This is a genomic window from Thioalkalivibrio sp. ALE31, from assembly GCF_000377405.1.
Lineage (GTDB): Bacteria > Pseudomonadota > Gammaproteobacteria > Ectothiorhodospirales > Ectothiorhodospiraceae > Thioalkalivibrio.
Genome location: NZ_KB905023.1, coordinates 113883 through 134306, shown reverse-complemented (window position 1 = coordinate 134306; position 20424 = coordinate 113883). Strand labels below are relative to the sequence as shown.

At 68.4% G+C, this 20424-nt stretch carries 20 protein-coding genes and 1 other RNA gene; 17 read left to right on the top strand and 4 right to left on the bottom strand.

Annotation, left to right across the window (positions count from 1 at the left end):
- Nucleotides 1-93: 93 nt before the first annotated feature.
- Nucleotides 94-462 (top strand): copper resistance CopC family protein, encoded by a 369-nt coding sequence (locus tag D103_RS0108530; protein ID WP_018876491.1) that lies wholly within the window; start codon nt 94-96, stop codon nt 460-462.
- Nucleotides 463-465: 3 nt separating this feature from the next.
- A complete protein-coding gene (locus D103_RS0108525) occupies nt 466-1374 on the top strand; it encodes a CopD family protein (RefSeq protein ID WP_018876490.1) in 909 nt (302 codons plus the stop codon).
- Between the two features lie 26 nt (nt 1375-1400).
- Here D103_RS0108525 and D103_RS0108520 read toward each other — a convergent pair whose 3' ends face one another.
- Entirely contained in the window at nt 1401-2522 is a 1122-nt protein-coding gene (locus D103_RS0108520; protein WP_018865634.1) for a S1C family serine protease, read from the bottom strand.
- Nucleotides 2523-2564: 42 nt separating this feature from the next.
- Between D103_RS0108520 and D103_RS0108515 the strand changes: the two genes are divergently transcribed.
- From D103_RS0108515 to D103_RS0108490, 6 genes are all read left to right on the top strand, one after another.
- Nucleotides 2565-3314 (top strand): Nif3-like dinuclear metal center hexameric protein, encoded by a 750-nt coding sequence (locus tag D103_RS0108515; RefSeq protein WP_018876489.1) that lies wholly within the window; start codon nt 2565-2567, stop codon nt 3312-3314.
- A gap of 322 nt (nt 3315-3636) precedes the next feature.
- The gene (gene petA, locus D103_RS0108510; RefSeq protein ID WP_026279149.1) at nt 3637-4239 is read left to right on the top strand and encodes a ubiquinol-cytochrome c reductase iron-sulfur subunit; all 603 of its coding nucleotides are present in this window, start codon (nt 3637-3639) and stop codon (nt 4237-4239) included.
- Nucleotides 4240-5649 carry a cytochrome b N-terminal domain-containing protein gene (locus tag D103_RS0108505; RefSeq protein WP_018865637.1) on the top strand — a complete coding sequence of 470 codons (1410 nt, stop codon included), beginning with the start codon at nt 4240-4242 and terminating at the stop codon, nt 5647-5649.
- Nucleotides 5649-6392, top strand: a complete 744-nt coding sequence (locus D103_RS0108500) for a cytochrome c1 (protein ID WP_018876488.1) — start codon at nt 5649-5651, stop codon at nt 6390-6392. Before D103_RS0108505 ends, D103_RS0108500 begins: the two co-directional genes overlap by 1 nt.
- Before the next feature lie 106 nt (nt 6393-6498).
- Complete coding sequence (locus tag D103_RS0108495; RefSeq protein WP_018876487.1) at nt 6499-7125, top strand: glutathione S-transferase N-terminal domain-containing protein; 627 nt, start codon at nt 6499-6501, stop codon at nt 7123-7125.
- Entirely contained in the window at nt 7122-7550 is a 429-nt protein-coding gene (locus D103_RS0108490) for a ClpXP protease specificity-enhancing factor (RefSeq protein WP_018876486.1), read from the top strand. Before D103_RS0108495 ends, D103_RS0108490 begins: the two co-directional genes overlap by 4 nt.
- A gap of 67 nt (nt 7551-7617) precedes the next feature.
- Here the strand turns inward: D103_RS0108490 and D103_RS0108485 are convergent, their stop codons facing one another.
- From D103_RS0108485 to D103_RS0108475, 3 genes are read right to left on the bottom strand one after another with little or no spacing between them, the layout of a single operon-like run.
- On the bottom strand, nt 7618-8997 hold the full coding sequence (locus D103_RS0108485; RefSeq protein ID WP_018876485.1) for an FAD-binding oxidoreductase: 1380 nt from the start codon (nt 8995-8997) through the stop codon (nt 7618-7620).
- A gap of 9 nt (nt 8998-9006) precedes the next feature.
- A complete protein-coding gene (locus tag D103_RS0108480) occupies nt 9007-9363 on the bottom strand; it encodes a YraN family protein (RefSeq protein WP_018865641.1) in 357 nt (118 codons plus the stop codon).
- Nucleotides 9364-11235: a penicillin-binding protein activator gene (locus D103_RS0108475; RefSeq protein WP_038028571.1), complete on the bottom strand. Its 1872-nt coding sequence runs from the start codon at nt 11233-11235 to the stop codon at nt 9364-9366.
- Nucleotides 11236-11313: 78 nt separating this feature from the next.
- Between D103_RS0108475 and rsmI the strand changes: the two genes are divergently transcribed.
- From rsmI to mraY, 9 genes are all read left to right on the top strand, one after another.
- The gene (gene rsmI / locus D103_RS0108470; protein WP_018876483.1) at nt 11314-12150 is read left to right on the top strand and encodes a 16S rRNA (cytidine(1402)-2'-O)-methyltransferase; all 837 of its coding nucleotides are present in this window, start codon (nt 11314-11316) and stop codon (nt 12148-12150) included.
- Nucleotides 12151-12462: 312 nt separating this feature from the next.
- An RNA gene (gene rnpB / locus D103_RS13560) (RNase P RNA component class A) lies at nt 12463-12808 on the top strand.
- A 287-nt stretch (nt 12809-13095) separates the two neighbouring features.
- Nucleotides 13096-13536: a division/cell wall cluster transcriptional repressor MraZ gene (mraZ, locus tag D103_RS0108465; RefSeq protein ID WP_017942776.1), complete on the top strand. Its 441-nt coding sequence runs from the start codon at nt 13096-13098 to the stop codon at nt 13534-13536.
- Nucleotides 13537-13541: 5 nt separating this feature from the next.
- A complete protein-coding gene (gene rsmH, locus D103_RS0108460; protein WP_018876482.1) occupies nt 13542-14468 on the top strand; it encodes a 16S rRNA (cytosine(1402)-N(4))-methyltransferase RsmH in 927 nt (308 codons plus the stop codon).
- Nucleotides 14468-14752, top strand: a complete 285-nt coding sequence (ftsL, locus tag D103_RS0108455) for a cell division protein FtsL (RefSeq protein WP_018865645.1) — start codon at nt 14468-14470, stop codon at nt 14750-14752. The genes rsmH and ftsL overlap by 1 nt, the downstream gene beginning before the upstream one ends.
- Nucleotides 14740-16455 carry a penicillin-binding protein 2 gene (locus tag D103_RS0108450; RefSeq protein ID WP_018876481.1) on the top strand — a complete coding sequence of 572 codons (1716 nt, stop codon included), beginning with the start codon at nt 14740-14742 and terminating at the stop codon, nt 16453-16455. Before ftsL ends, D103_RS0108450 begins: the two co-directional genes overlap by 13 nt.
- Nucleotides 16452-17993, top strand: a complete 1542-nt coding sequence (locus tag D103_RS0108445; RefSeq protein ID WP_018876480.1) for a UDP-N-acetylmuramoyl-L-alanyl-D-glutamate--2,6-diaminopimelate ligase — start codon at nt 16452-16454, stop codon at nt 17991-17993. Before D103_RS0108450 ends, D103_RS0108445 begins: the two co-directional genes overlap by 4 nt.
- Entirely contained in the window at nt 17990-19360 is a 1371-nt protein-coding gene (murF, locus tag D103_RS0108440) for a UDP-N-acetylmuramoyl-tripeptide--D-alanyl-D-alanine ligase (protein WP_018876479.1), read from the top strand. The genes D103_RS0108445 and murF overlap by 4 nt, the downstream gene beginning before the upstream one ends.
- Nucleotides 19341-20423, top strand: a complete 1083-nt coding sequence (gene mraY / locus D103_RS0108435; RefSeq protein ID WP_018876478.1) for a phospho-N-acetylmuramoyl-pentapeptide-transferase — start codon at nt 19341-19343, stop codon at nt 20421-20423. Before murF ends, mraY begins: the two co-directional genes overlap by 20 nt.
- Nucleotide 20424 lies beyond the last annotated feature (1 nt).

Genomic DNA, 20424 nt, shown 5'->3' with positions numbered 1-20424 from the left:
CGGGCACCGGGAGCGCCGCAAGGCGGCCCCCGGTGGCCTGTGGCCGGCGGATTCCGACACGACACGACTGCACTTGAACAACTTGAGGACGACATGATGACGATTGGTAACCGCAATATCCTGCGTTCCGCCCTTGCGGCCCTGCTGCTGGCCTTCGCCAGCCCCCTGCTGGCCCACGAGGGCGAAATGGGACAGGTCCCGGAGGATGGCTCCACGGTGCAGGGCACCCCGGAGGAGATCGGGATTCACTTCGATGGCGCGATGCGCATCACCCAGTTCGACGTGATCGGCCCGCAGGGCCGCGTGTCCCTGGAGAACGAGCCGGGCAGTGATCCGACCGAGGAGTACCATGTGCGTCCGGCCGGTGATCTGGAACCGGGGCGCTACGAGGTGCGCTGGCGTGGTCTGGCCCGTGACGGCCACATGATGTCCGGGAGCTTCCGCTTCACGGTGGAGGACTGAGCCGTGGCCTGGCTGTCTGCGCTTGCCGGTGTGGATGCCTGGACGGTCGCCATGATGCTGGTGGTGGCCGGGTTCTATGCCGGTGCCCTGCTGGCGGCCGGGGCGGTGCTGTTTCGCCTGGCGTTTCCGGATCTGCCTGATCCGGATCGCCGGGCGGCCAGCCGCATGGGTGCGATCGCGGCCTGGGTCGCGATCGTACTGGCCCTGGTCCAGTGGCCGCTGCAGGCCGGATACCTCGGGGGTGGCAATGGTGCGGCTGCCTTCGACCCCATGCTGCTCGGCGTGGTGTTCGAGGGGGCGCAGGGAACCCGGCTGGTGCTGGCTGTGAGCGGTTTGTTGCTGGTGCAGGCGATCCTGCTGGATGCCCGTCGGTTGCCGGGGCTGGGCTACGGTCTCAGCCTTGCCGGCGTATTGCTGGTGATGCTCGCCTTCGTGCAGGTCGGGCACACGGTGGACGAGCCGCGCGTCCTGCTGGGAGGGCTGCTGGTGCTGCATCTGCTGACTGCGGCCTTCTGGGTCGGTTCGTTGTGGCCGCTGTATCGCCTGGCGGGGCACCCGCCGGCGGGTTGTGATGCCGCGCGCATCCTGGCGCGCTTCGGCCAGGTGGCGGCGTTCGGGGTCGGGCTGCTGGTGCTGGCCGGTGTGGTGCTGGCGGCCTTGCTGCTGGGCGGTGTCACGCCATTGCTCACCACGGGCTATGGGCAGTTCCTGATCGGCAAGGTCCTGATCGTCGGATTGCTCCTGCTGCTGGCCGCCGCGAACAAGTGGCGGCTGGTGCCGGCGTTCGAGCGCGGCGAACCCGGGGCCCCCGGGCGGCTGCGCCGCAGTATCGCGCTGGAGGGCGGTCTGGTCGGGTCGATCCTGCTGCTGACCGCGGTACTGACCACGGTCAGTTCGCCGGCCGGTGGATAGGCGACGCGGGCGCTAGCGGTTCGGCGTCAGATGGGTCGCTGGGCGACCGTGGCGGCGAGTTCGACGTCCTCGCCCTCGCGCTGGACACGGATGTCCAGGGTCGCGCCGGGCGAGGTGCGGGCGATCACGTTGAGCGCTTCTCGCGGGGTGTTCACGCTGCTGCCGTCCAGGTGGGTGATGATGTCCCCCGGTCGGATTCCAGCTTCTTCCGCAGGCCCCTCGCGCAGGATGCCGGCGACCAGCACGCCGCGCGGCGTGTCCAGGCCGAAGGATTCGGCCAGTTCGCGGTTCATCGCCTGGACCTCGATCCCTAGCCAGCCGCGGGCGACATAGCCCTGTTCGATGATCTCGGTCATCACGCTGCGCGCCAGATCCACCGGGATCGCGAAGCCGATGCCGTGGGAGCCGCCGGAGCGCGAGAAGATCGCGGTGTTGATGCCGACGACCTCGCCGCGCGCATTGATCAGCGCGCCGCCGGAATTGCCCGGATTGATCGCCGCGTCGGTCTGGATGAAGTCCTCGAAGGTGTTGATCCCGAGCTGGTTGCGCCCGGTGGCGGAGACGATCCCCTGGGTCACCGTCTGGCCGACGCCGAAGGGGTTGCCGATGGCGAGCACGACGTCGCCCACCCGCAGGTCGCTGGAGTGCCCCACCGTGGCCACACCGAGCCCCGGCGCGCGCACGCGCAGAACGGCAAGGTCGGTATCCGGATCGATGCCGATGATCTCGGCGGGGTGGGCCTCGCCGCCGGGGAGCATGATGGCAATGGCATCAGCCTCCTCGATCACGTGGTGATTGGTGAGGATGTGCCCCTGTTCGGTCATGATGACCCCGGAACCGAGGCTGGACTGCTCCTGTTCACCCGGCGGAAGGGGCTGGCCGAAGAATTCATGCAGGCCGAGGCCAGAGGGCCGGTCGATGGTGCGCGAGGTCATGATGTTGACGACCGCGGGCGCGGCGCGGCGTACGCCGTCGGCGTAGCTGGCCGGCGCACCCGTGGCGCCCGGGGCCGGCACGGGTTCGGCGACCTGCAGATCGGCGCCGGATTCGTCGCGGCCGAGGATCTCGGGGAAGAACACCGCGATCACCACGGCCAGGGCAATGCCGGTCAGCGCGGCTTGCAGCAGAAAGCGAGAGAAATTCACCATATGTCGAATATACCGAATCAGCGTTCAACAGGGGATCCCGCCGTGGTCAATCGCGATGAACTGATGCAGGCACTGAATGCGGAGCTCGAGCCGGAGCGCTTCCGCGATTACTGCCCGAATGGCCTGCAGGTGGAGGGACGTCGCGAGATCCGCCGGATCGTCAGCGGGGTGACCGCCTCCCTGGCACTGGTGGAGGCGGCGGTGGAGGCCGGGGCCGACCTGATCCTGGTGCACCACGGGTACTTCTGGAAGGGCGAACCGCAGGAGGTGACCGGCATGAAGCGCGAGCGCATGCGCCTGCTGCTGGCCCATGACATCAACCTGGTCGCCTACCACCTGCCGCTGGATGCCCACCCGGTGCTTGGCAACAACACCCAGTTGGCTGGGCGCCTGGGATTCGCGATCGATGGTGTACTGCGCGAGGACGGCGTCGGCCAGGTGGGGAGCCCGGCGCGGGTGATGTCGGCGCCCGACATGCAGGCGCATATCAGCAACGTGCTGGGGCGCGAGGCGCTGTGCGTGGAGGCCGGTGACCATCCCATCCGCCGCATCGCCTGGTGTACCGGCGGGGCCCAGTCCCTGCTTTCCGAGGCCGCGGCACAGGGAGTGGATGCCTATATCAGTGGCGAGATCTCCGAGCAGACCACCCACGAGGCGCGCGAGCTGGGGGTGCACTACTTCGCTGCCGGACATCATGCGACCGAGCGCTACGGGGCCCCGGCCCTGGGCCAGTGGTGCGCGGAGCGCTTCGGTCTCGAACACCAGTTTATCGAGATCGACAATCCCGCCTGAGCGGGGGCGATCCCGCCCGCACGCGACCGCGTGCGAGATTGCAGTGCAGCCTGTTCGCTTTGGGGGCGTGCCGGATGCCCCGTCCGCGCCCTTCTGTAATCAGTTGGTTATAGAGGTTTTTGGCGCGCGTGACCAAGCGCAATGCTCGGTCTTAAGGCAGTAATCTACTTGACCTTATTAGCGTGTTCGGGAATTCTATCGGATTTTACAGCCCGCCCAGATGGGTATTCGCGCGTGCGGCCAAGGCCCCTCGCGTTCAGGCTGCGCCTTGGTTGCGTGGCTGCGGGAATACGATTTCAACACGTTGTTTGGAGAGACAAACATGGCAAACCAAGGCGTAAACCGAGGCCGGCGCCGGTTCCTCGTCGCCGCGACATCTGTCGTAGGCGGAGCCGGGGTCGCCGCTGTCGCGGCCCCGTTCCTGGCGTCCTTGCAGCCCAGCGCGCGCGCTCAGGCGGCCGGGGCCCCTGTCGAGTTCGACGTGTCCGCTGTCGAGCCGGGCCAGCGTGTCAGCGTCGAATGGCGCGGCCAGCCCATCTGGGTCGTGCGACGCACCGAAGAGATGATCGCCGGTTTGTCCGAGGTGACCGACCGCCTGCGTGATCCGGAGTCCGAGGTCGAGAGCCAGCAGCCGGAATACGCGCAGAACGAGCACCGTTCGCGCAATCCCGAGTTCCTGGTCGTGATCGGTATCTGCACCCATCTGGGCTGCTCGCCCACCTACCGCCCGGAGATCGGTGACCCCGAGATGGGGTCCGACTGGCAGGGTGGCTGGCTGTGCGGCTGCCACGGCTCCCGCTTCGACCTGGCCGGCCGCGTGTATCGCAATATGCCGGCGGCGACCAACCTGGTGATCCCGCGCCACATGTACCGGACGGACACCTTGCTTGTCATTGGTGAAGACGAAGACGGGGAGGCGATCTAAATGGCCAGCAATCCTGATACCAAGATCCAGGGCGGTCTGCTGGGCTGGGTCGATGCCCGCTTCCCGCTCTCCCAGATGTGGAACGAGCATCTGGCGCAGTACTACGCGCCGAAGAACTTCAACTTCTGGTATTTCTTCGGCTCCCTGGCACTGCTGGTGCTGGTCATCCAGATCGTCTCCGGCATCTTCCTGACCATGTTCTACAAGCCCGATGCGGAACTCGCGTTCGCGTCGGTCGAGTACATCATGCGCGACGTGGAGTGGGGGTGGCTGATCCGCTACATGCACTCCACCGGCGCCTCGATGTTCTTCGTGGTGGTCTATCTGCACATGTTCCGGGCACTGCTGTACGGCTCCTACAAGAAGCCGCGCGAGCTGATCTGGATCTTCGGTGTGCTGATCTATCTGGTGCTGATGGCCGAGGCCTTCGCCGGCTACCTGCTGCCGTGGGGCCAGATGTCCTACTGGGGCGCACAGGTGATCGTGAACCTGTTCCAGACCATCCCGTACATCGGGCCGGACCTGGTGACCTGGATTCGCGGTGACTTCCTGCTCTCCGATGCCACGCTGAACCGCTTCTTCGCGCTGCACGTGATTGCCCTGCCGCTGGTGCTGATCATGCTGGTGGCCGCGCACATCATTGCGCTGCACGAAGTGGGCTCCAACAACCCGGACGGCATCAACATCAAGGAAAACAAGGACGAGAACGGCATCCCGAAAGATGGCATCCCGTTCCACCCGTACTACTCCGTGAAGGATCTGGTCGGTGTCGGCGTGTTCCTGATGGTCTTTGCCGTGATCATGTTCTTCTTCCCGACCGGTGGCGGCCTGTTCCTGAAGCCGGACAACATGATCCCGGCCGACCCGCTGGTCACCCCGGATCTCATCCCGCCGGTGTGGTACTTCACCTCGATGTATTCGGTGCTGCGATCCGTGCCGGATCCGTTCCTCGGCGTGGTCGCGATGGGCCTTGCGGTGGTGATGCTGTTCTTCATCCCGTGGCTGGATCGCAATCCGGTACTGTCGATGCGCTACCGCTCGTTCGCGGCCAAGTTCAACCTGGCGGTGTTCGTGGTGGCCTTCGTGATCCTCGGCTGGCTGGGTCTGCAGCAGGCCACCACGGAAGTGAGCGAGATGAGCCTGCGCTTCTCCACGGTCTACTTCGCGTTCTTCTTCCTGCTGTGGTTCCTCAGCAAGGAACGCTCCGCGGTCTTCAGCCTGATCGCATTCGCCGTGGTGGTGGGCATCTACACGATCTACGACATCCTGCGTTTCGATCCGAGTGACGCGAGTCTGATCATGTGGTCCTGGCTGATTCCGACCGTGTATCTGTTCGTGACCATGGTGGCCCCCGCCTTCGCGCGTGGCCTGGGCCGTGACCGTGCCGTTCCGGAAAGGGTGACTTCGTAATGAAAACGCTGATTGCAACTACGTTCCTGGCCGCTGCGGCCCTGTTCACCGTCCCGGCCGCCTCGGCGGCCGGGTACGACGGTGACCTGGAGAAGGCCAATATTGACGTGACCAATGAGGCCTCGCTGCAGCGCGGTGCCAACCTGTTCATGAACTACTGCATGGGTTGCCACTCCACGGAGTACATGCGCTACAACCGCGTCGCGCGGGATATCGGGCTGACCGAGCAGCACATGGAAGAGAACTTCATCTTCATTACCGACGAAGCCGGTGATCCGGTCGGCGTGGGTTCGCTGATGAAGAACGCCATGAGCGACGACTACGGCGAAGAGGCCTTCGGCGTGGTCCCGCCCGACCTGACCATGACCACCCGCATCCATGGCGAGGACTGGGTCTACACCTTCCTGAAGAGCTTCTATGTGGATGAGTCGCGTCCGCTGGGCGCGAACAATACCGTGTTCAGCAACGTCGGCATGCCGCACGTGCTGTGGGAGCTCCAGGGGTGGCAGGAGAAGGTTGTCGACGAGGACGGCAACGAGCGTCTCGAGTTGGTGCGCTCCGGTAGCATGACGCCCAGCGAATACGACCGCGCCGTGCGCGACATCGTCACCTACCTCTCCTACATGGGCGAGCCGATGCAGCTGGACCGCCAGCGGATCGGCCTGTACGTCCTGATTTTCCTCGGGATCTTCACGATTCTGGCCTACTTCTTGAAAAAGGAGTACTGGAAAGACGTACACTAGGCGGCCTGAACCGTCGCCGGCGCACCGATCAGGGATGATCGCGCGCCGGTGTTATTGACCGTCTGCCCGGCGTGGCCTCGTGCCTGGCCGGGCTAGGGAGAAAGCCATGGCGCTGGTCGCCAACCGTCGTTCCGTTATGACCCTGTTTTCTGCTCACGACTGTGTGCGCTGCCACCGGGTGCGCATCATCCTCGCGGAGAAGGACATCGCCGTGGATGTCGTGAATCTCGGGCCGGACGAGCTGCCCGAGGATCTCTCCGATCTGAATCCGTACAACGAGGTCCCGACCCTGGTGGATCGCGACCTGGCCCTGTACGGGACGCATGTCATCACCGAATACCTGGACGAGCGCTTTCCGCATCCGCCATTGATGCCGGTGGACCCGGTTTCGCGGGCGGCCGCGCGGCTGGCGCTTTATCGCGTGGAACGCGACTGGTACGAGGGGCTGGACGCGGTCTACAAGGCCTCCGGCTCGGGGTTGACCAAGGCGCGCAAGATCCTGCGCGAGAGCCTGGTGAGCTCGGCGGAGATCTTCGAACTCAAGCCGTACTTCCTGAGTGACGAGTTCTCCATCGTCGACTGTGCCATTGCCCCCGTAATGTGGCGGCTTCCGGCGGTCGGTATCGACCTGACCTCGCTGCCGCAGGCGATCCAGGAATACGCCGACCGTGTGTGCAAGCGCGAGTCTTTCCAGGTGAGTCTGACCGAGGCCGAGCGCGAGCTGCGCCTGTGACTTCGTCGCGCCCCTATCTGCTCCGTGCGCTGTGGGAGTGGGTCACGGATAACGGCTTCACGCCGCATATCCTGGTCGACGCCACGGTCGAGGGTGTGGTCGTGCCCGAGGCCTTTGTGGATCAGGGCAAGATCACCCTGAACGTTGGTCCCTCCGCGGTACAGGCGCTGAATATCGGGGACGACGCCGTGGCCTTCTCGGCCCGCTTCGCCGGCAACCCGATGGATGTGTTTGTGCCGATGCCAGCGGTCCTGGCGGTCTACGCCCGCGAGAACGGGCAGGGCATGATGTTCGGCAGTGAGCCGGGGCCCGGCCCCGAGGACGATGGTCCGGGTACGCCGCCGGATGGGTCCGGTGATGGCGGGGGTGGAGAGGATGCCCCGGCGCCCAGGCGCAAGGGGCCGTCGCTAAAGGTCGTCAAGTAGTGCGCAGGGCCCCGTATGGGGCCCGTTTCTTTTCCGGGGATGTGTGCCGGACGAAGGGGGCGTCGCCTCAGGCCGGGCCGGGTGCCTTGCCGGGGTTGAGGATGTTGTCGGGATCGAACTCGCGCTTGATGCCCGCCATCAGCCCCAGAGCCACCGGGTCCAACTCGCGCGCCACATAGGGCCGCTTGACCAGACCGATGCCGTGTTCCCCGGACAGGGTGCCGCCGAGCGCGAGGACCAGCGTAAAGACCCCGTCCAGGCAGCGTTCGGCCGCCGCCAGTTCCTGAGGGTCGTCCGGGTTGACCAGCAGGTTCACGTGGATGTTGCCGTTGCCGGCATGGCCGAAATTCACGATCTTGATCGCGTGCTCCGTGGCCAGGCGGTCCAGGCCCGCGATAAGGTCGGGGATGCGCGAGACCGGCACGACCACATCCTCGTTGATCTTCTTCGGCGCCACGGTCCGCAGCGCCGGGGACAGGGCCTTGCGTACGGCCCACAGGGCCTGTGCCGCCTCGGGGGTGTCGGCGCTGTGGGTCTCCAGGCAACCGGGGCCCTCGGCCGCGGCGCGCACGCCGGCGGTGGTGGCGTCGATACCGGCCTCGGTGCCATCCGTTTCGATCATCAGGATGGCGCCGGCGTCCGCGGGCAGGGGGCAGTCCGGATCATAGTCTCGAATCATGGCAATGGCGGAGTGGTCCATGAATTCCAGCGCCGAGGGGACTTCCGCTCGGGCCATCAGGCGCGAGACGGCGCGGGCAGCGTCGCCGACATTGCGATATACCGCCTGGATCAGGCGGGTCGCCTCCGGCCTGGGGGTGAGGCGCAGCGTGGCCTCCGTGATCACGGCCAGCGTGCCCTCGGAGCCGATCAGCAGCCGGGTGAGGTCGTAACCCACGACACCCTTGGTGGTGTGGACCCCGGTGCGAAAGGCCTCTCCGGTGCCGGCCACGCCGGCGAGGCCCAGGGTGTTGTCCCGCGGGGTGCCGTACTTCACCGCATGCGGCCCCGCGGAGTTGTACGCCAGGTTGCCGCCCAGGGTGCAGTAGGCGCTGCTGGTCGGATCCGGTGGCCAGAAAAAGCCGTGGCGTCCCGCGGCCTGCTGGATCTCGCCGTTGGTGACGCCGGGTTCCGCGATCAGCCAGCGATTGTCCGGGTCCACCTCGAGGATGCGGTTCATGTGCTCGAAGGACACCACCAGCCCCCCGTGGTCCGGCACCGCGGCGCCCGTGGTGCCCGTCCCGCGCCCGCGGCAGGTGAGGGCGACGCCCAGGCGCCGGCACAGTCCTACCAGCTCGCGCACGGTATCCGCGTCGCGCGGGAAGGCCACTGCGTCCGGGACCGCGTGGAGCTTCGAGTTGTCCGCGCCATACGTCCAGCAGTCCGCCGGATCGAGTAGCCGATCGCCGGGTGCCAGCAGTTGTTCCAGTTCGCGGGCCAGTGGAGTCATGGGGTGGGCTTAATCGGTGGGTGCCTGGATGGCGTCCTGCAGCCAGTCGATCCGGTCGCGACCATCCAGAGTCATGACATCGAAACGCACCGGCCCGTTCCAGGCATGCTCCTGTAAATAGGCCTCGGCGACCCGTAGCAGGCGCGCCTGCTTGCGCCGGTCGATGCTCTCCGCGCCGCCCCCGAACCCGGGGTGGCTGCGTTTGCGTACCTCCACCAGCACGAGCGTGTCACCCTCCTGGGCGACGAGGTCGAGCTCGCCATACGGGCGGCGGACGTTGCGAGCCCGGATCTCCAGGCCGCGGGTCTCGAGGTAGGCGGCGGCCCGGTCCTCGGCGGCCTGTCCCGAGACGCCCGGGCGAAACACTCAGGAGCCTCCGGCGGGGAGGTCGATGCGCCGGGGTTCGCCGCGCTCGAAGCGCGCCCAGGCCGGCTCCCGCACCCATTCATGATTGAACGGGTTCAGGCCCCAGGTCCCGGTGGCGCCGACCAGCTGGTGATGCGGGGCGCTGCGCACCGCTTCCTGGCGCAGGCTCAGGCGCAGCGCGTCCATCCCCAGGGCGACAAAACGGGGCAGTGCCTCGTCGCCGGCGTCCGCTTCTTCGCCCAGCGGGCTTACTCGGTCGAACAGGCGCGGCGCGTCGGGAAATACGATCCCGTTCAGGTCGGCATCGCGATTCGCATCCGGACGGCCCGAATAGACATGGGCCGTCGCCATCATCGGCAGGTGGCTCGCGCGGTGAAAGTGCACGTGCGGCACGATACGCCGCACCTGCGGGGCCGACCCGGCGATGAACAGATGGTCCACATCGGCACGTACCTGCGGATCCGCCTCCAGTTCCAGCCCGGTCCGGCGCGCCACCTCGCGAATGCGGGATTCGCTTTGCGGGATCCCCAGGGCATTGCCAATGGTGGCGTTCAGTTCGCCCGCAGTGGGCTGGACCCGGATCACGTCGCGCGGGCGTCGATCGTCCTCGGCGAGCGTCGCCTGGTAGGCGCTCGCCACGCGATCGCCGAAGGCCCCCTCCGGCAGGATCACCAGCGGGTGCAGCCAGCCGGCGCGCGCGGCGCGATCGGCCACGGCCCGGGCGTCCTCTTCCGGGTTCAGAGCCAGCGTGGTCATCGCTTCGTGGGCAATGGTGCCGGCCCGGTTCAGCAGCACGGATGGAACGGCCTGATCGCTGGTTGCGACCTGCTGAACCGATTCGCGCCGCAGTGGGCCGATGATGCGCGCGACGCCCGATTCCACGCCGCGCCGGTAGAGCGCGGCCGCGGCATCCGGCTCCCCGCGAGTGTCGCGAACGATCAGGCGCCCGTTGCTGGTCCCCTCTGCGTAGTAGGCGCGGGTGATGCCGTCCAGGACGGCGTTGCCGAGCTCGCCGAGATCGCCCGACAGGGGCAGGAGCACCAGAGTGTCGCCGGGTGCGTCCGGCGTCAGGGGATGGGACGCCAGCAGCTCCGGCAGCAGGCTGTTGGCCGGGTGCGAGGGATGGCGTTCCCGCCACTGGCCAGCGGCCTGGCGTGCCGCGTCCAGCGTGTCGGCGCCGCGCAGCAGCCGGAACAGGCTGACCCAGGCATCGCCATCCGGCGGGTGGTTGCCGGTCACTCGTTCGCGCTGGGCCGGGCGCAGGGCCGCAAGCAGACCCCACAAGCGCTGCTGGTTCTCGCTGTGCAGATCCGGCTCCATGATCAGGAGCCCGTCCAGGCGCAGGCGGGCGTCCAGGGCCTGATACCATTGGCCTTCGTGTTCCAGCAGCCGGGCGTGGAGCGACAGGCCTTCACGATAGACCTCCGGTGAACGCGTCGGATCGTCCGGATCGTCCGCCCCGAGACGCTCGCGGGCCAGGTCCCAGTCACGCTGGGCCGCCGCCAGGCGCGCGCCCAGCAGGCGGCCGGCCTGGGAGTCCCGTTCGGCGTCGGGCAGCTCGGCCCAGAGGGTGTCGGCCCGCTCCAGCTGATCCGGCGTCGCCGGGTCCAGTGCCAGGACGGCTTCGATCGCACCCCGGACCGTCTCGGGTTCCGGGCGCGAACGCGCTTCGCTCAGCAGCAGGCTGGCGCGGACCTCCGGCGGGAGTTCAGCCAGGTCCGCGCGGGGTTCGGGTTCCGGGGCCGGCTCCGGGTCCGGGCGCGGCGTGGCGCACCCGACCACAATGGCCGAGGCCAGTAGCAACAGAGCAAGGCGGGACAGGGGCCGGGCGTGTCCGGCGCGATGAAGGGGTCGGGGCACGATGGTGGTCACGAGGTTTCCCTGGCGAATGAGGAGTCAGTATTGAAAGCGCATCAGGCCGTGTCAACGAACTGGGGCACGTTGTGGGTAGTGGCCACGCCGATTGGTAATCTCGGCGACATGAGCCCGCGTGCGGGCGAGATCCTGGCCCGGGTGCAGCGGATTGCCGCGGAGGATACGCGACACAGCGCCGGACTGCTGGCCCACCTGGGTGTGCATACGCCGCTGGTCAGCCTGCACGAGCACAACGAGGCCGAGCGAATCCCGGCGCTGCTCGAGGCATTGCAGGCGGGGGAGTCGGTGGCCCTGGTCTCGGATGCGGGCACGCCGCTGGTGTCCGATCCCGGCTTCCGTCTGGTGCGCGCGGCGCGGGAGGTGGGCGCGCCGGTGCGGGCCGTTCCGGGCCCCAGCGCCCCGCTGGCGGCGCTGGCCGTGGCGGGCTTGCCGTCCGACCGATTCTGTTTCGAGGGCTTTCTGCCGCACGCGGCCGGGGCGCGTCGGCGGCAGCTGGAGGTGCTGCTGGCCCAGCCGGTTACGACGATCGTGTTCGAGTCGTCTCATCGTATCCGGGCTGCGGCCGGGGACCTTGCCGGACTGGCGCCCGAGCGCGAGGTATTCCTGGCGCGCGAGCTGACCAAGCAGTTCGAGGAGCACTACCGGGGCGTCGCTGCGGACCTCCCGGCCTGGCTGGATGCGGATGCCAACCGCACCCGCGGCGAGTTTGTCCTGATCCTGGGGGCGGCGCCGGCCCCGGAAACCGGCGGCGAGGCCGACGAGCCGCTGGCGGCCGAACACGAGCGCCTGCTCACCGCGCTGCTGCAGGAGCTCCCCCTCAAGCGTGCCGCGCGCCTGCTCTCCGATGCGACCGACCTGCCACGCAACCGCGTCTACGCCCGCGCCCTGGCCCTCAAGGACGCCCAAAGCTAAGGCTTGGTTTTCACCACGAAGCACACGAAGGCACGAAGAAGGGCAAGGTCAAGGGCGCTTCACAGGAAGTCGCGAAGGTTTGAAGGAATGAATGCGGGTTGAACCCACTGGGCTCGGACGGTGTAGCAATGAGTGTCCGGCCAATCCTGCCAGCAGTAACGCCCTTCTATCCTTCCAGCCTTCCTGTCATTGCTTTTGACCTTGCCCTTCTTCGTGCCTTCGTGTGCTTCGTGGTGAACAAAAGGGGGGCGTCGGCGGCCAGGCCCCTGAAAAGCCTTGCGTTCCGGGGCGGGGCGGCGTACAAGGAGCGCGGGAGTCGGCCGGGCAGTCGCTGCATCCTCGGATGTGGAGGAAAGTCCGGGCTCCGCAGGGCAGGACGCCAGGTAACACCTGGGCGGCGCGAGCCGACGGAAAGTGCCGCAGAAAATACACCGCCGATGGCCTTCGGGCACAGGTAAGGGTGAAATGGTGCGGTAAGAGCGCACCGCGCGACTGGTAACAGTTCGTGGCAGGGTAAACCCCGTCCGGAGCAAGGCCAAATAGGGGTGCATGGTGTGGCCCGCATCGCACCCGGGTAGGCTGCACGAGGCGTCCGGTGACGGACGTCCCAGATGAATGACTGTCCACGACAGAACCCGGCTTATGGCCGGCTCCCACTTTTTCCCACCTGCGAGTCTCCCGCCGCCGTGCCGGTTCGGGCCGGTCCCGCTGTGTCCGCGGCAAACTTGTAAAGTGATGCATGAAGTTTGGGCCTCAACGCAAGGCTTTTAATACCCTTCTTCCAGCTCTTTCGGCGCCCTCGCGTCGGTCGCGCTAAGTCTCTGTGATTCAACGCTTATTTTTTGTTTTTCGGGGTCGATTTTCTTGACTCTGGAGGATGCCCGTACCTATAGTGTCGAAAAGTGGGTCAAAGTGGGGAAAGGTGGGTAACCACCGCTACCAGCCATGTTTCGAGGCGTCAGCCAGCTCAATCTGGATGCGAAGGGCCGCCTGGCCATGCCGGCGCGGTATCGCGACGACCTCGCTGCGAGCTGCAACAGCCAGCTGGTGATTACCGTTGATCCCTCCCGTTGCCTCCTCCTCTACCCGTTTCCGGAATGGGAGCGCATCGAGCAGAACCTGATGTCCCGCCCCAACATGAATCCCAAGGTGCGCAACCTGCAGCGCCTGCTGGTGGGTCACGCCACCGAATGCGAGCTGGATGGCAGCGGCCGGTTGCTGCTGCCCACTCCCCTGCGTCAGTACGCCGGCCTGGAAAAGCGGGTCGTGCTGCTGGGGCAGGGCAAGAAGTTCGAGATCTGGGACGAGGCCACCTGGGAGGAGACCTGCGCCCAGGTGCTGGGGGGTGACGTGGATGACGAAGCGCTCGAGTCCATCGCGTTGTGACGGGCATGGAATCCGTCTCCCATATTCCGGTGCTGCGCGACGCGGTGCTGGAGGGCCTGGCCGTGCGAGCTGACGGCTTCTATGTCGATGGCACCTTCGGCCGCGGTGGCCATAGCCGGGCCATCCTGGAGCGGCTGGGGCCGGAGGGCCGGCTTCTGGCCATGGACCGCGACCCGGAAGCCGCGGCGTCCGCCGAGGCGCTGGCCGACGACCCCCGCTTCGCCTTCGAGGCCGGGCCGTTCTCGACCATGGCGGACACGTTGCGCCGGCGCTTCCCCGAGCGCGGTCCGGACGGGGTGTTCCTGGATCTGGGCGTGTCCTCGCCGCAGCTCGATACGCCCGAGCGCGGCTTCAGCTTTCAGCATGATGGTCCGCTGGATATGCGCATGGACCCCGCCAGTGGCGAGAGCGCCGCGGACTGGCTGGCGCGCGCCGACGAGGGCGAGATCGCCGATGTGATCTACCACTATGGCGAGGAGCGCCACTCGCGGCGTATCGCCCGCGCCATCGCGGCCGCGCGGGCCGAGGCGCCGATCACCCGCACCGCCGCGCTGGCCGAGATCGTGCGCCGGGCCGTGCCGAAGCGCGAGCCGGGCAAGCACCCGGCGACCCGCACCTTCCAGGCCCTGCGCATCTTTGTGAACCGGGAGCTGGCCGAACTGGAGCAGTGGTTGGCCACGATCCCGGACGTCCTGCCGCCCGGCGCGCGGCTGGTGGTCATCAGCTTTCATTCGCTGGAAGACCGCATGGTGAAGCAGGCCCTGCGCAAGCCGATGTCCGACGTGCGGCTGCCGAAGGGCCTGCCGGTGATGCCGGAGGAGCCGGAGCGCAAGCTGCGGCCGGTCGGCAAGCCGGTGCACGCCGATCGCGAGGAACAGCGCATTAATCCGCGCTCGCGCTCGGCCGTGCTGCGTGTCGGGGAGCGACTCTGATGGTCGCGCGCGGACTCCTTGCAGTGGCGCTGGCGACCGGGGTGTTTGCCTCGGCGATCGGGGTCGTCGCGGCGAAGCACGAGGCCCGCCAGGCCTTCGTCGACCAGCAGCAGGCGCTCGCCCAGCGCGATGTCCTGAATCTGGAATGGACGCAGTTGCAGATCGAGCAGTCGACCTGGGCGACCCAGGGCCGGGTCGAGGAACAGGCGCGCCGGCAGCTGGACATGATCCAGCCGGATTCCGACCGCATCGTGGTGATCGGGGGTGATGTGTGGGCGCGCTGAAGCGGCAGATCAGCGGCGGTCGCCTGAAGGTCGTGATCGGCGTGTTCGCGCTGGCGGGCATCGCGTTGCTGTTGCGCGCCGTCGACCTGCAGGTGCTGGAGCGCGACTTCCTGACCTCGCAGGGCGAACAGCGCCAGGTGCGTACCCTGACCGAGTCCGCCCATCGCGGCATGATCACCGACCGCCATGGTGAACCGCTGGCGATCTCGGCCCCGGTGCAGACCGCCTGGGCCAATCCGCAGGACCTGATGGAACAGCGCGATCGCTGGTCGGATCTGGCGGCGGCGCTGGAGGTGGAGCCTGCGTGGCTGGCGGAGCGGATCGAGAGCCGGTCCTCGCGCGAGTTCGTCTATCTGCGCCGCCACATGCTGCCGGAACAGGCCGAACGCGTGGCCGCGCTGCGCATGCAGGGGGTGGGGCTGACCCGCGAGTTCCGTCGCTACTATCCGCACGGCGAGGCGACGTCGCACGTACTCGGCTACACCAACATCGACGATCAGGGCCAGGAGGGCGTCGAGCTGGCCTTCGATCAGTGGCTCTCGGGCCAGCCGGGAGCCAAGCGCGTGCTGCGCGATCGCCACGGCCGCACCATCCGCGACGTCGCCAGCATTCGCCCCGCGCGGGACGGCAATACGCTGGCGCTGACCCTGGATCAGCGCCTGCAGTACCTGGCCTACCGCGAGCTGAAGGCCGCGGTCGCCGAACACAACGCGCGGGGCGGCTCCGCGGTGATGCTGGACGCCCGCAGCGGCGAGGTGCTCGCGCTGGTCAACCAGCCCGGCTTCAATCCGAATAACCGTGGTGCCATCCGTTCCGACCGCGCTCGCAACCGCGCCATCACCGATACCATGGAGCCGGGCTCGGTGATGAAGCCCTTCACCGTCGCGGCGGCCCTGGATGCCGGGGTGGTGGATGCCAACGCCACGCTGGAGACAGGCCCCGGTACCATGCGTGTCGGGCGCCTGACCGTTCGTGACCTGCGCGATTACGGGACCATCGACCTGACCACCCTGATTGCCCGCTCCAGCAACGTCGGGGCCACGCAGCTGGCGCTGGAAACCCCGGCGGATCGCTTCTGGCAGACCCTCCACCAGGCCGGGTTCGGGCAGGCGCCGGGCACCCATTTCCCCGGCGAGGCCCGCGGGCGCCTGCGGGACTTCACCACCTGGCGCGAGGTCGAGCAGGCCACGCTCGGCTATGGCTACGGCCTGTCGCTGTCGCCGCTCCAGATGGCGGCCGCCTACACCGCCTTCGCCAACGACGGGGAGCGCGTGCCGGTCCGGCTGGTGCGCACCGCCGACGACCTGCGCGAACCGGCGCGGGTGATGTCCCCGCGCACCGCGCACCAGGTACTGGCGATGATGGAGCACGTGATCGGCACCGAGGGCACGGCCCGCCAGGCGGCGATCGATGGCTACCGGGTGGCCGGCAAGACCGGCACCAGCCGCAAGAGCGGGCCGGGTGGCTATACCGAGGACCGCTATTTCTCCAGTTTTGTCGGCCTGGCCCCGGCCTCTGATCCGCGCTTCGTGATGGCCGTGGTGATCGACGAACCCGATGCCGGGGTCTACTACGGCGGGGCCGTCGCGGCCCCCGTGTTCCGGCAGGTCGTTGGCTCGGCCCTGCGCATGTTCAATGTGCGCCCGGACGCGATGCCGGAAATCCCGATGCGCCTGGCGGCGGAACACGAGGGGGCCACATGATGGCCGCCCGCGATACCCGAGGCGCGGCTGCACCCGTGCTGGGCGATCTGCTGCCCGCCGGGTCCCTGCGTCCCGAACAGGCGGCCCTGCCGGTCGCCGACCTGGTCCAGGACAGCCGCCGGGTCGGCCCCGGCGCGGCCTTTGTGGCCCTGGCCGGCACCCACGGGCACGGCCTGGCGCATGCCGCCGATGCGGCCGCCCGTGGCGCCCGGGTCATCCTCTGGGACGAGGGGGAGCCCCCGGAATCCGCCGTGGAGGTCCCGCTGATCCATGTGCCGGGCCTGCGCGACCGGCTGCCGCAGATGGCGCGCGCTTTGTTCGGGGCGTGGCCGGAGGCGGCCCCCCTGGTGGCGGTGACCGGCACCGATGGCAAGACCACGGTGACCCACCTGATCGCGCTCGCCCTGGAGGCCCTGGGCCGGCCCACCGGCCTGATCGGCACCCTCGGCGTTGGGCGTCCCGGGCAGCTGGAGGCGACCGGGCACACCACGCCCGGGGTGCTCGATCTGCATCGTCATCTGGCGGATCTGGCGGGGTCCGGTTGCCAGGCCGTGGCGCTGGAGGCCTCCTCGCACGGTCTGGCGCAGGGGCGCCTTGCCGGGGCCCCGATCACGGTCGGCGTGCTGACCTGCCTGAGTTCCGACCACCTCGATTTCCACGGCAGTCAGGAGGCCTATGCCGAGGCCAAGGCCCGCCTGTTCGCCTGGCCCGGCCTGCAGACGGCGGTGCTGAATGTCGACGACGCCTTCGGGCGCCGGATCGCCGGGGGACTGCCGCCGGGTGTTCGCGCCCTGACCTACAGCGCGACCGGGGCGCCGGCCGACCTGCGCGCCCGCGACGTGGCGGCGACGCCGGACGGGCTGTGCTTCACGCTCGAGACCGAGGGCCAGACCCGCACGGTCCAGTCCACGCTGTTCGGCCTGTTCCAGGTGGGCAACCTGCTCGCGACCCTTGCCACGCTGCAGGCGCTGGGCCTGGAGCGTGAACAGGCCATCGCCGCCCTCGCGCGGCTGCCCGGCGTGCCCGGGCGCATGGAGCGCTTCCCGCTGCCCAACGGGGCCCTGGCGGTGGTCGACTATGCCCACACCGCCGAGGCGCTGGACGCCGCCTTGCGCGCCCTGCGGCCTCACACCGAGGGACGCCTGAGCGTGGTCTTCGGGTGCGGTGGCGAGCGCGACCGCGGCAAGCGTCCGGCGATGGGACGGGTGGCCTGCGAGCGTGCGGACGTGGTCTTCGTGACCGACGACAACCCGCGCGGCGAGGACCCGGCCGAGATCCGAGCCGAGATTCTTGCCGGCTGTGCCGCGGCCGCCGAATGCCACGAGATTGGTGACCGCGCCACCGCGATCGCCAGTGCCCTGGCGGAGGCCGGCGCGGGCGATGTGGTGCTGGTGGCCGGCAAGGGCCACGAGACCACTCAGGAGATTCGCGGGCAGCGGTATCCGTTCAGCGACCGCGAGCAGGTGCGAACCGTGGGGCGCCGGCATCTGCAGGACACGCGCGACCCGCAGCGCGCGACCGGGGAGGAGGGAGAATGATTCGCATGACCAGCCAGGAACTGGCCGAGGCCGTGAAGGGGCGCCTGCAGGGGGCGGGCGACGTGGCCTTCGAGGGCGTGTTCACGGACACCCGCGAGCCCCGCCCCGGGGCGCTGTTTATCGCGCTGAAGGGGCCCAACTTCGATGCCCACACGCAGGTGGCCGCCGATCTGCCGGCGCCGGTGCTGCTGGTGGAGCGCGCCCTGGATGTCCCGCAGCCGCAGGTCATTGTCTCCGATACGCGGGAGGCCCTGGGGCGACTCGGCCGCCACTGGCGCCGCCAGAGCCGGGCGCGGGTGATCGCCCTGACCGGTTCGAACGGCAAGACCACCACCAAGGAGATGCTGCGCTGCATCCTCGAGGGCGCAGGCTCCGTGCATGCCACCGCGGGCAATCTGAACAACGAGATCGGCGCGCCACTGACGCTGCTGGCCATGCCGCAGGACGTGGACTACGCGGTGATCGAGCTGGGCGCCAATCACGCCGGCGAGATCGGCCGTATGGTGCGCTGGGTCGAGCCGCAGGTGGCCATGATCACCAATGCCGGGCGCGCGCATCTGGAGGGCTTCGGGAGCCTCGAGGGCGTGGCGCATGCCAAGGCCGAGATCTACTCCGGTCTGCCCGCCCAGGGCGGTACCGCCGTGGTCAACCTGGACGACCCGTTTGCCGACTACTGGCTGTCCCTGAACGAGCACCACCACTGCCAGCGCTTCTCGCTGGAGGGCGGCGGCGAGGTCGAGGGGATGTGGCAGGCCCCGGACCGGCTGCGGCTGGCGATCCTCGGCGCCGGGCGCGACCTGCGCCTGGCCGGCCCCGGGCGCCATCTCGCGGCGAACGCTGTTGCCGCGGCCGCCGCGGCCAATGCGGTGGGCATCGGGATCGACCGCATCGTCGAGGGCCTGGCGCAGTGGAAGCCCGTCCGCGGGCGCCTGCAGGAACTGTGGCACGTCACTGGCGCACGCCTGTGGGACGACAGCTACAACGCCAACCCGGACTCGCTGCGGGCCGGGCTGGAGGTGCTGGCGGCTATGCCCGGCCGGCGCATCCTGGTGCTGGGTGCGATGGGCGAGCTGGGCTCGGAGACCCGCGAACTGCATCGCGAAACGGGCCGGCTGGCCCGGGCCATGGGCATCGACCACTGCCTCGCCCTGGGCGACGCCGCGCGCGACAGTGCCGAGGCGTTCGGTGACGGTGGCGAATGGTTTGCCGATCACGGCGCATTGCAGGCGCGCCTGGAGGCGCTCCTGGCCGAGGGTACGACGGTGCTGGTGAAGGGCTCGCGCAGCCAGCACATGGAACGGATCATCGAGGGGCTGGACCTAGCCTCGGCAGCGCCGGAGGTGGCGGATGCTCTACGCGCTGACTGAGTACCTGAGCCAGTTCTATTCCGGCTTCACGGTCTTTCAGTACCTGACCGTTCGCGCCATCCTCGGGGTGGTCACGGCGCTGGCGATCGCGCTGCTGATCGGCCCGGCGATGATTCGCCGCCTCACTGTCGGCAAGGTCGGCCAGCAGATCCGTGACGACGGCCCCGAGTCGCACCTGACCAAGGCCGGCACCCCGACCATGGGCGGCGCGCTGATTCTGGTCGCGGTGGCCATCGCCACCCTGCTCTGGAGCGACCTGACCAACCGCTTCGTCTGGCTCGTGCTGCTGACGACCCTCGCGTTCGGTGCGGTCGGCGGCTGGGATGACTACCTGAAGCTGCGCTATGGCAACAGCAAGGGGCTGTCGGCGCGCGCCAAGATCCTGTGGCAGACCCTGTTCGCCCTGATCGCGGCCGGCGTGATCATGTACACCGCGCAGGGCCCGGTAGAGACCACGTTCTACCTGCCGGTGTTCAAGGACATCCAGTTCAGTCTGGGCTGGTTGTTCATCCCGCTGGTCTGGCTGGTCGTGGTCGGTTCCTCGAACGCGGTGAACCTCACCGACGGGCTGGACGGCCTGGCGATCATGCCTGCGGTGCTGGTGGCCGGGGCCCTGGGCGTGTTTGCCTACGCGGCGGGTCATGCGGTGTTCGCCGACTATCTCGGCATCCCGGCGGTGCCCGGGGTGGGCGAGGTCGTGATCTTCACCGCCGCGCTGGTCGGCGCCGGGCTCGGGTTCCTGTGGTTCAATACGTACCCGGCCCAGGTATTCATGGGCGATGTCGGGGCCCTCGCGCTGGGCGCGGCCCTGGGCATGCTGGCGATCCTGACCCGGCAGGAGATCGTCCTGCTGATCATGGGCGGCATCTTCGTGCTGGAGACGCTGTCGGTGATGCTGCAGGTCGCCTCGTTCAAGCTCACCGGGCGGCGCATCTTCCGCATGGCGCCGCTGCATCACCACTTCGAACTCAAGGGCTGGCCGGAGCCGCGCGTGATCGTGCGTTTCTGGATCCTGACCGTGGTGTTCGTGCTGATCGGTCTCGCGACCCTGAAGGTGCGCTGAT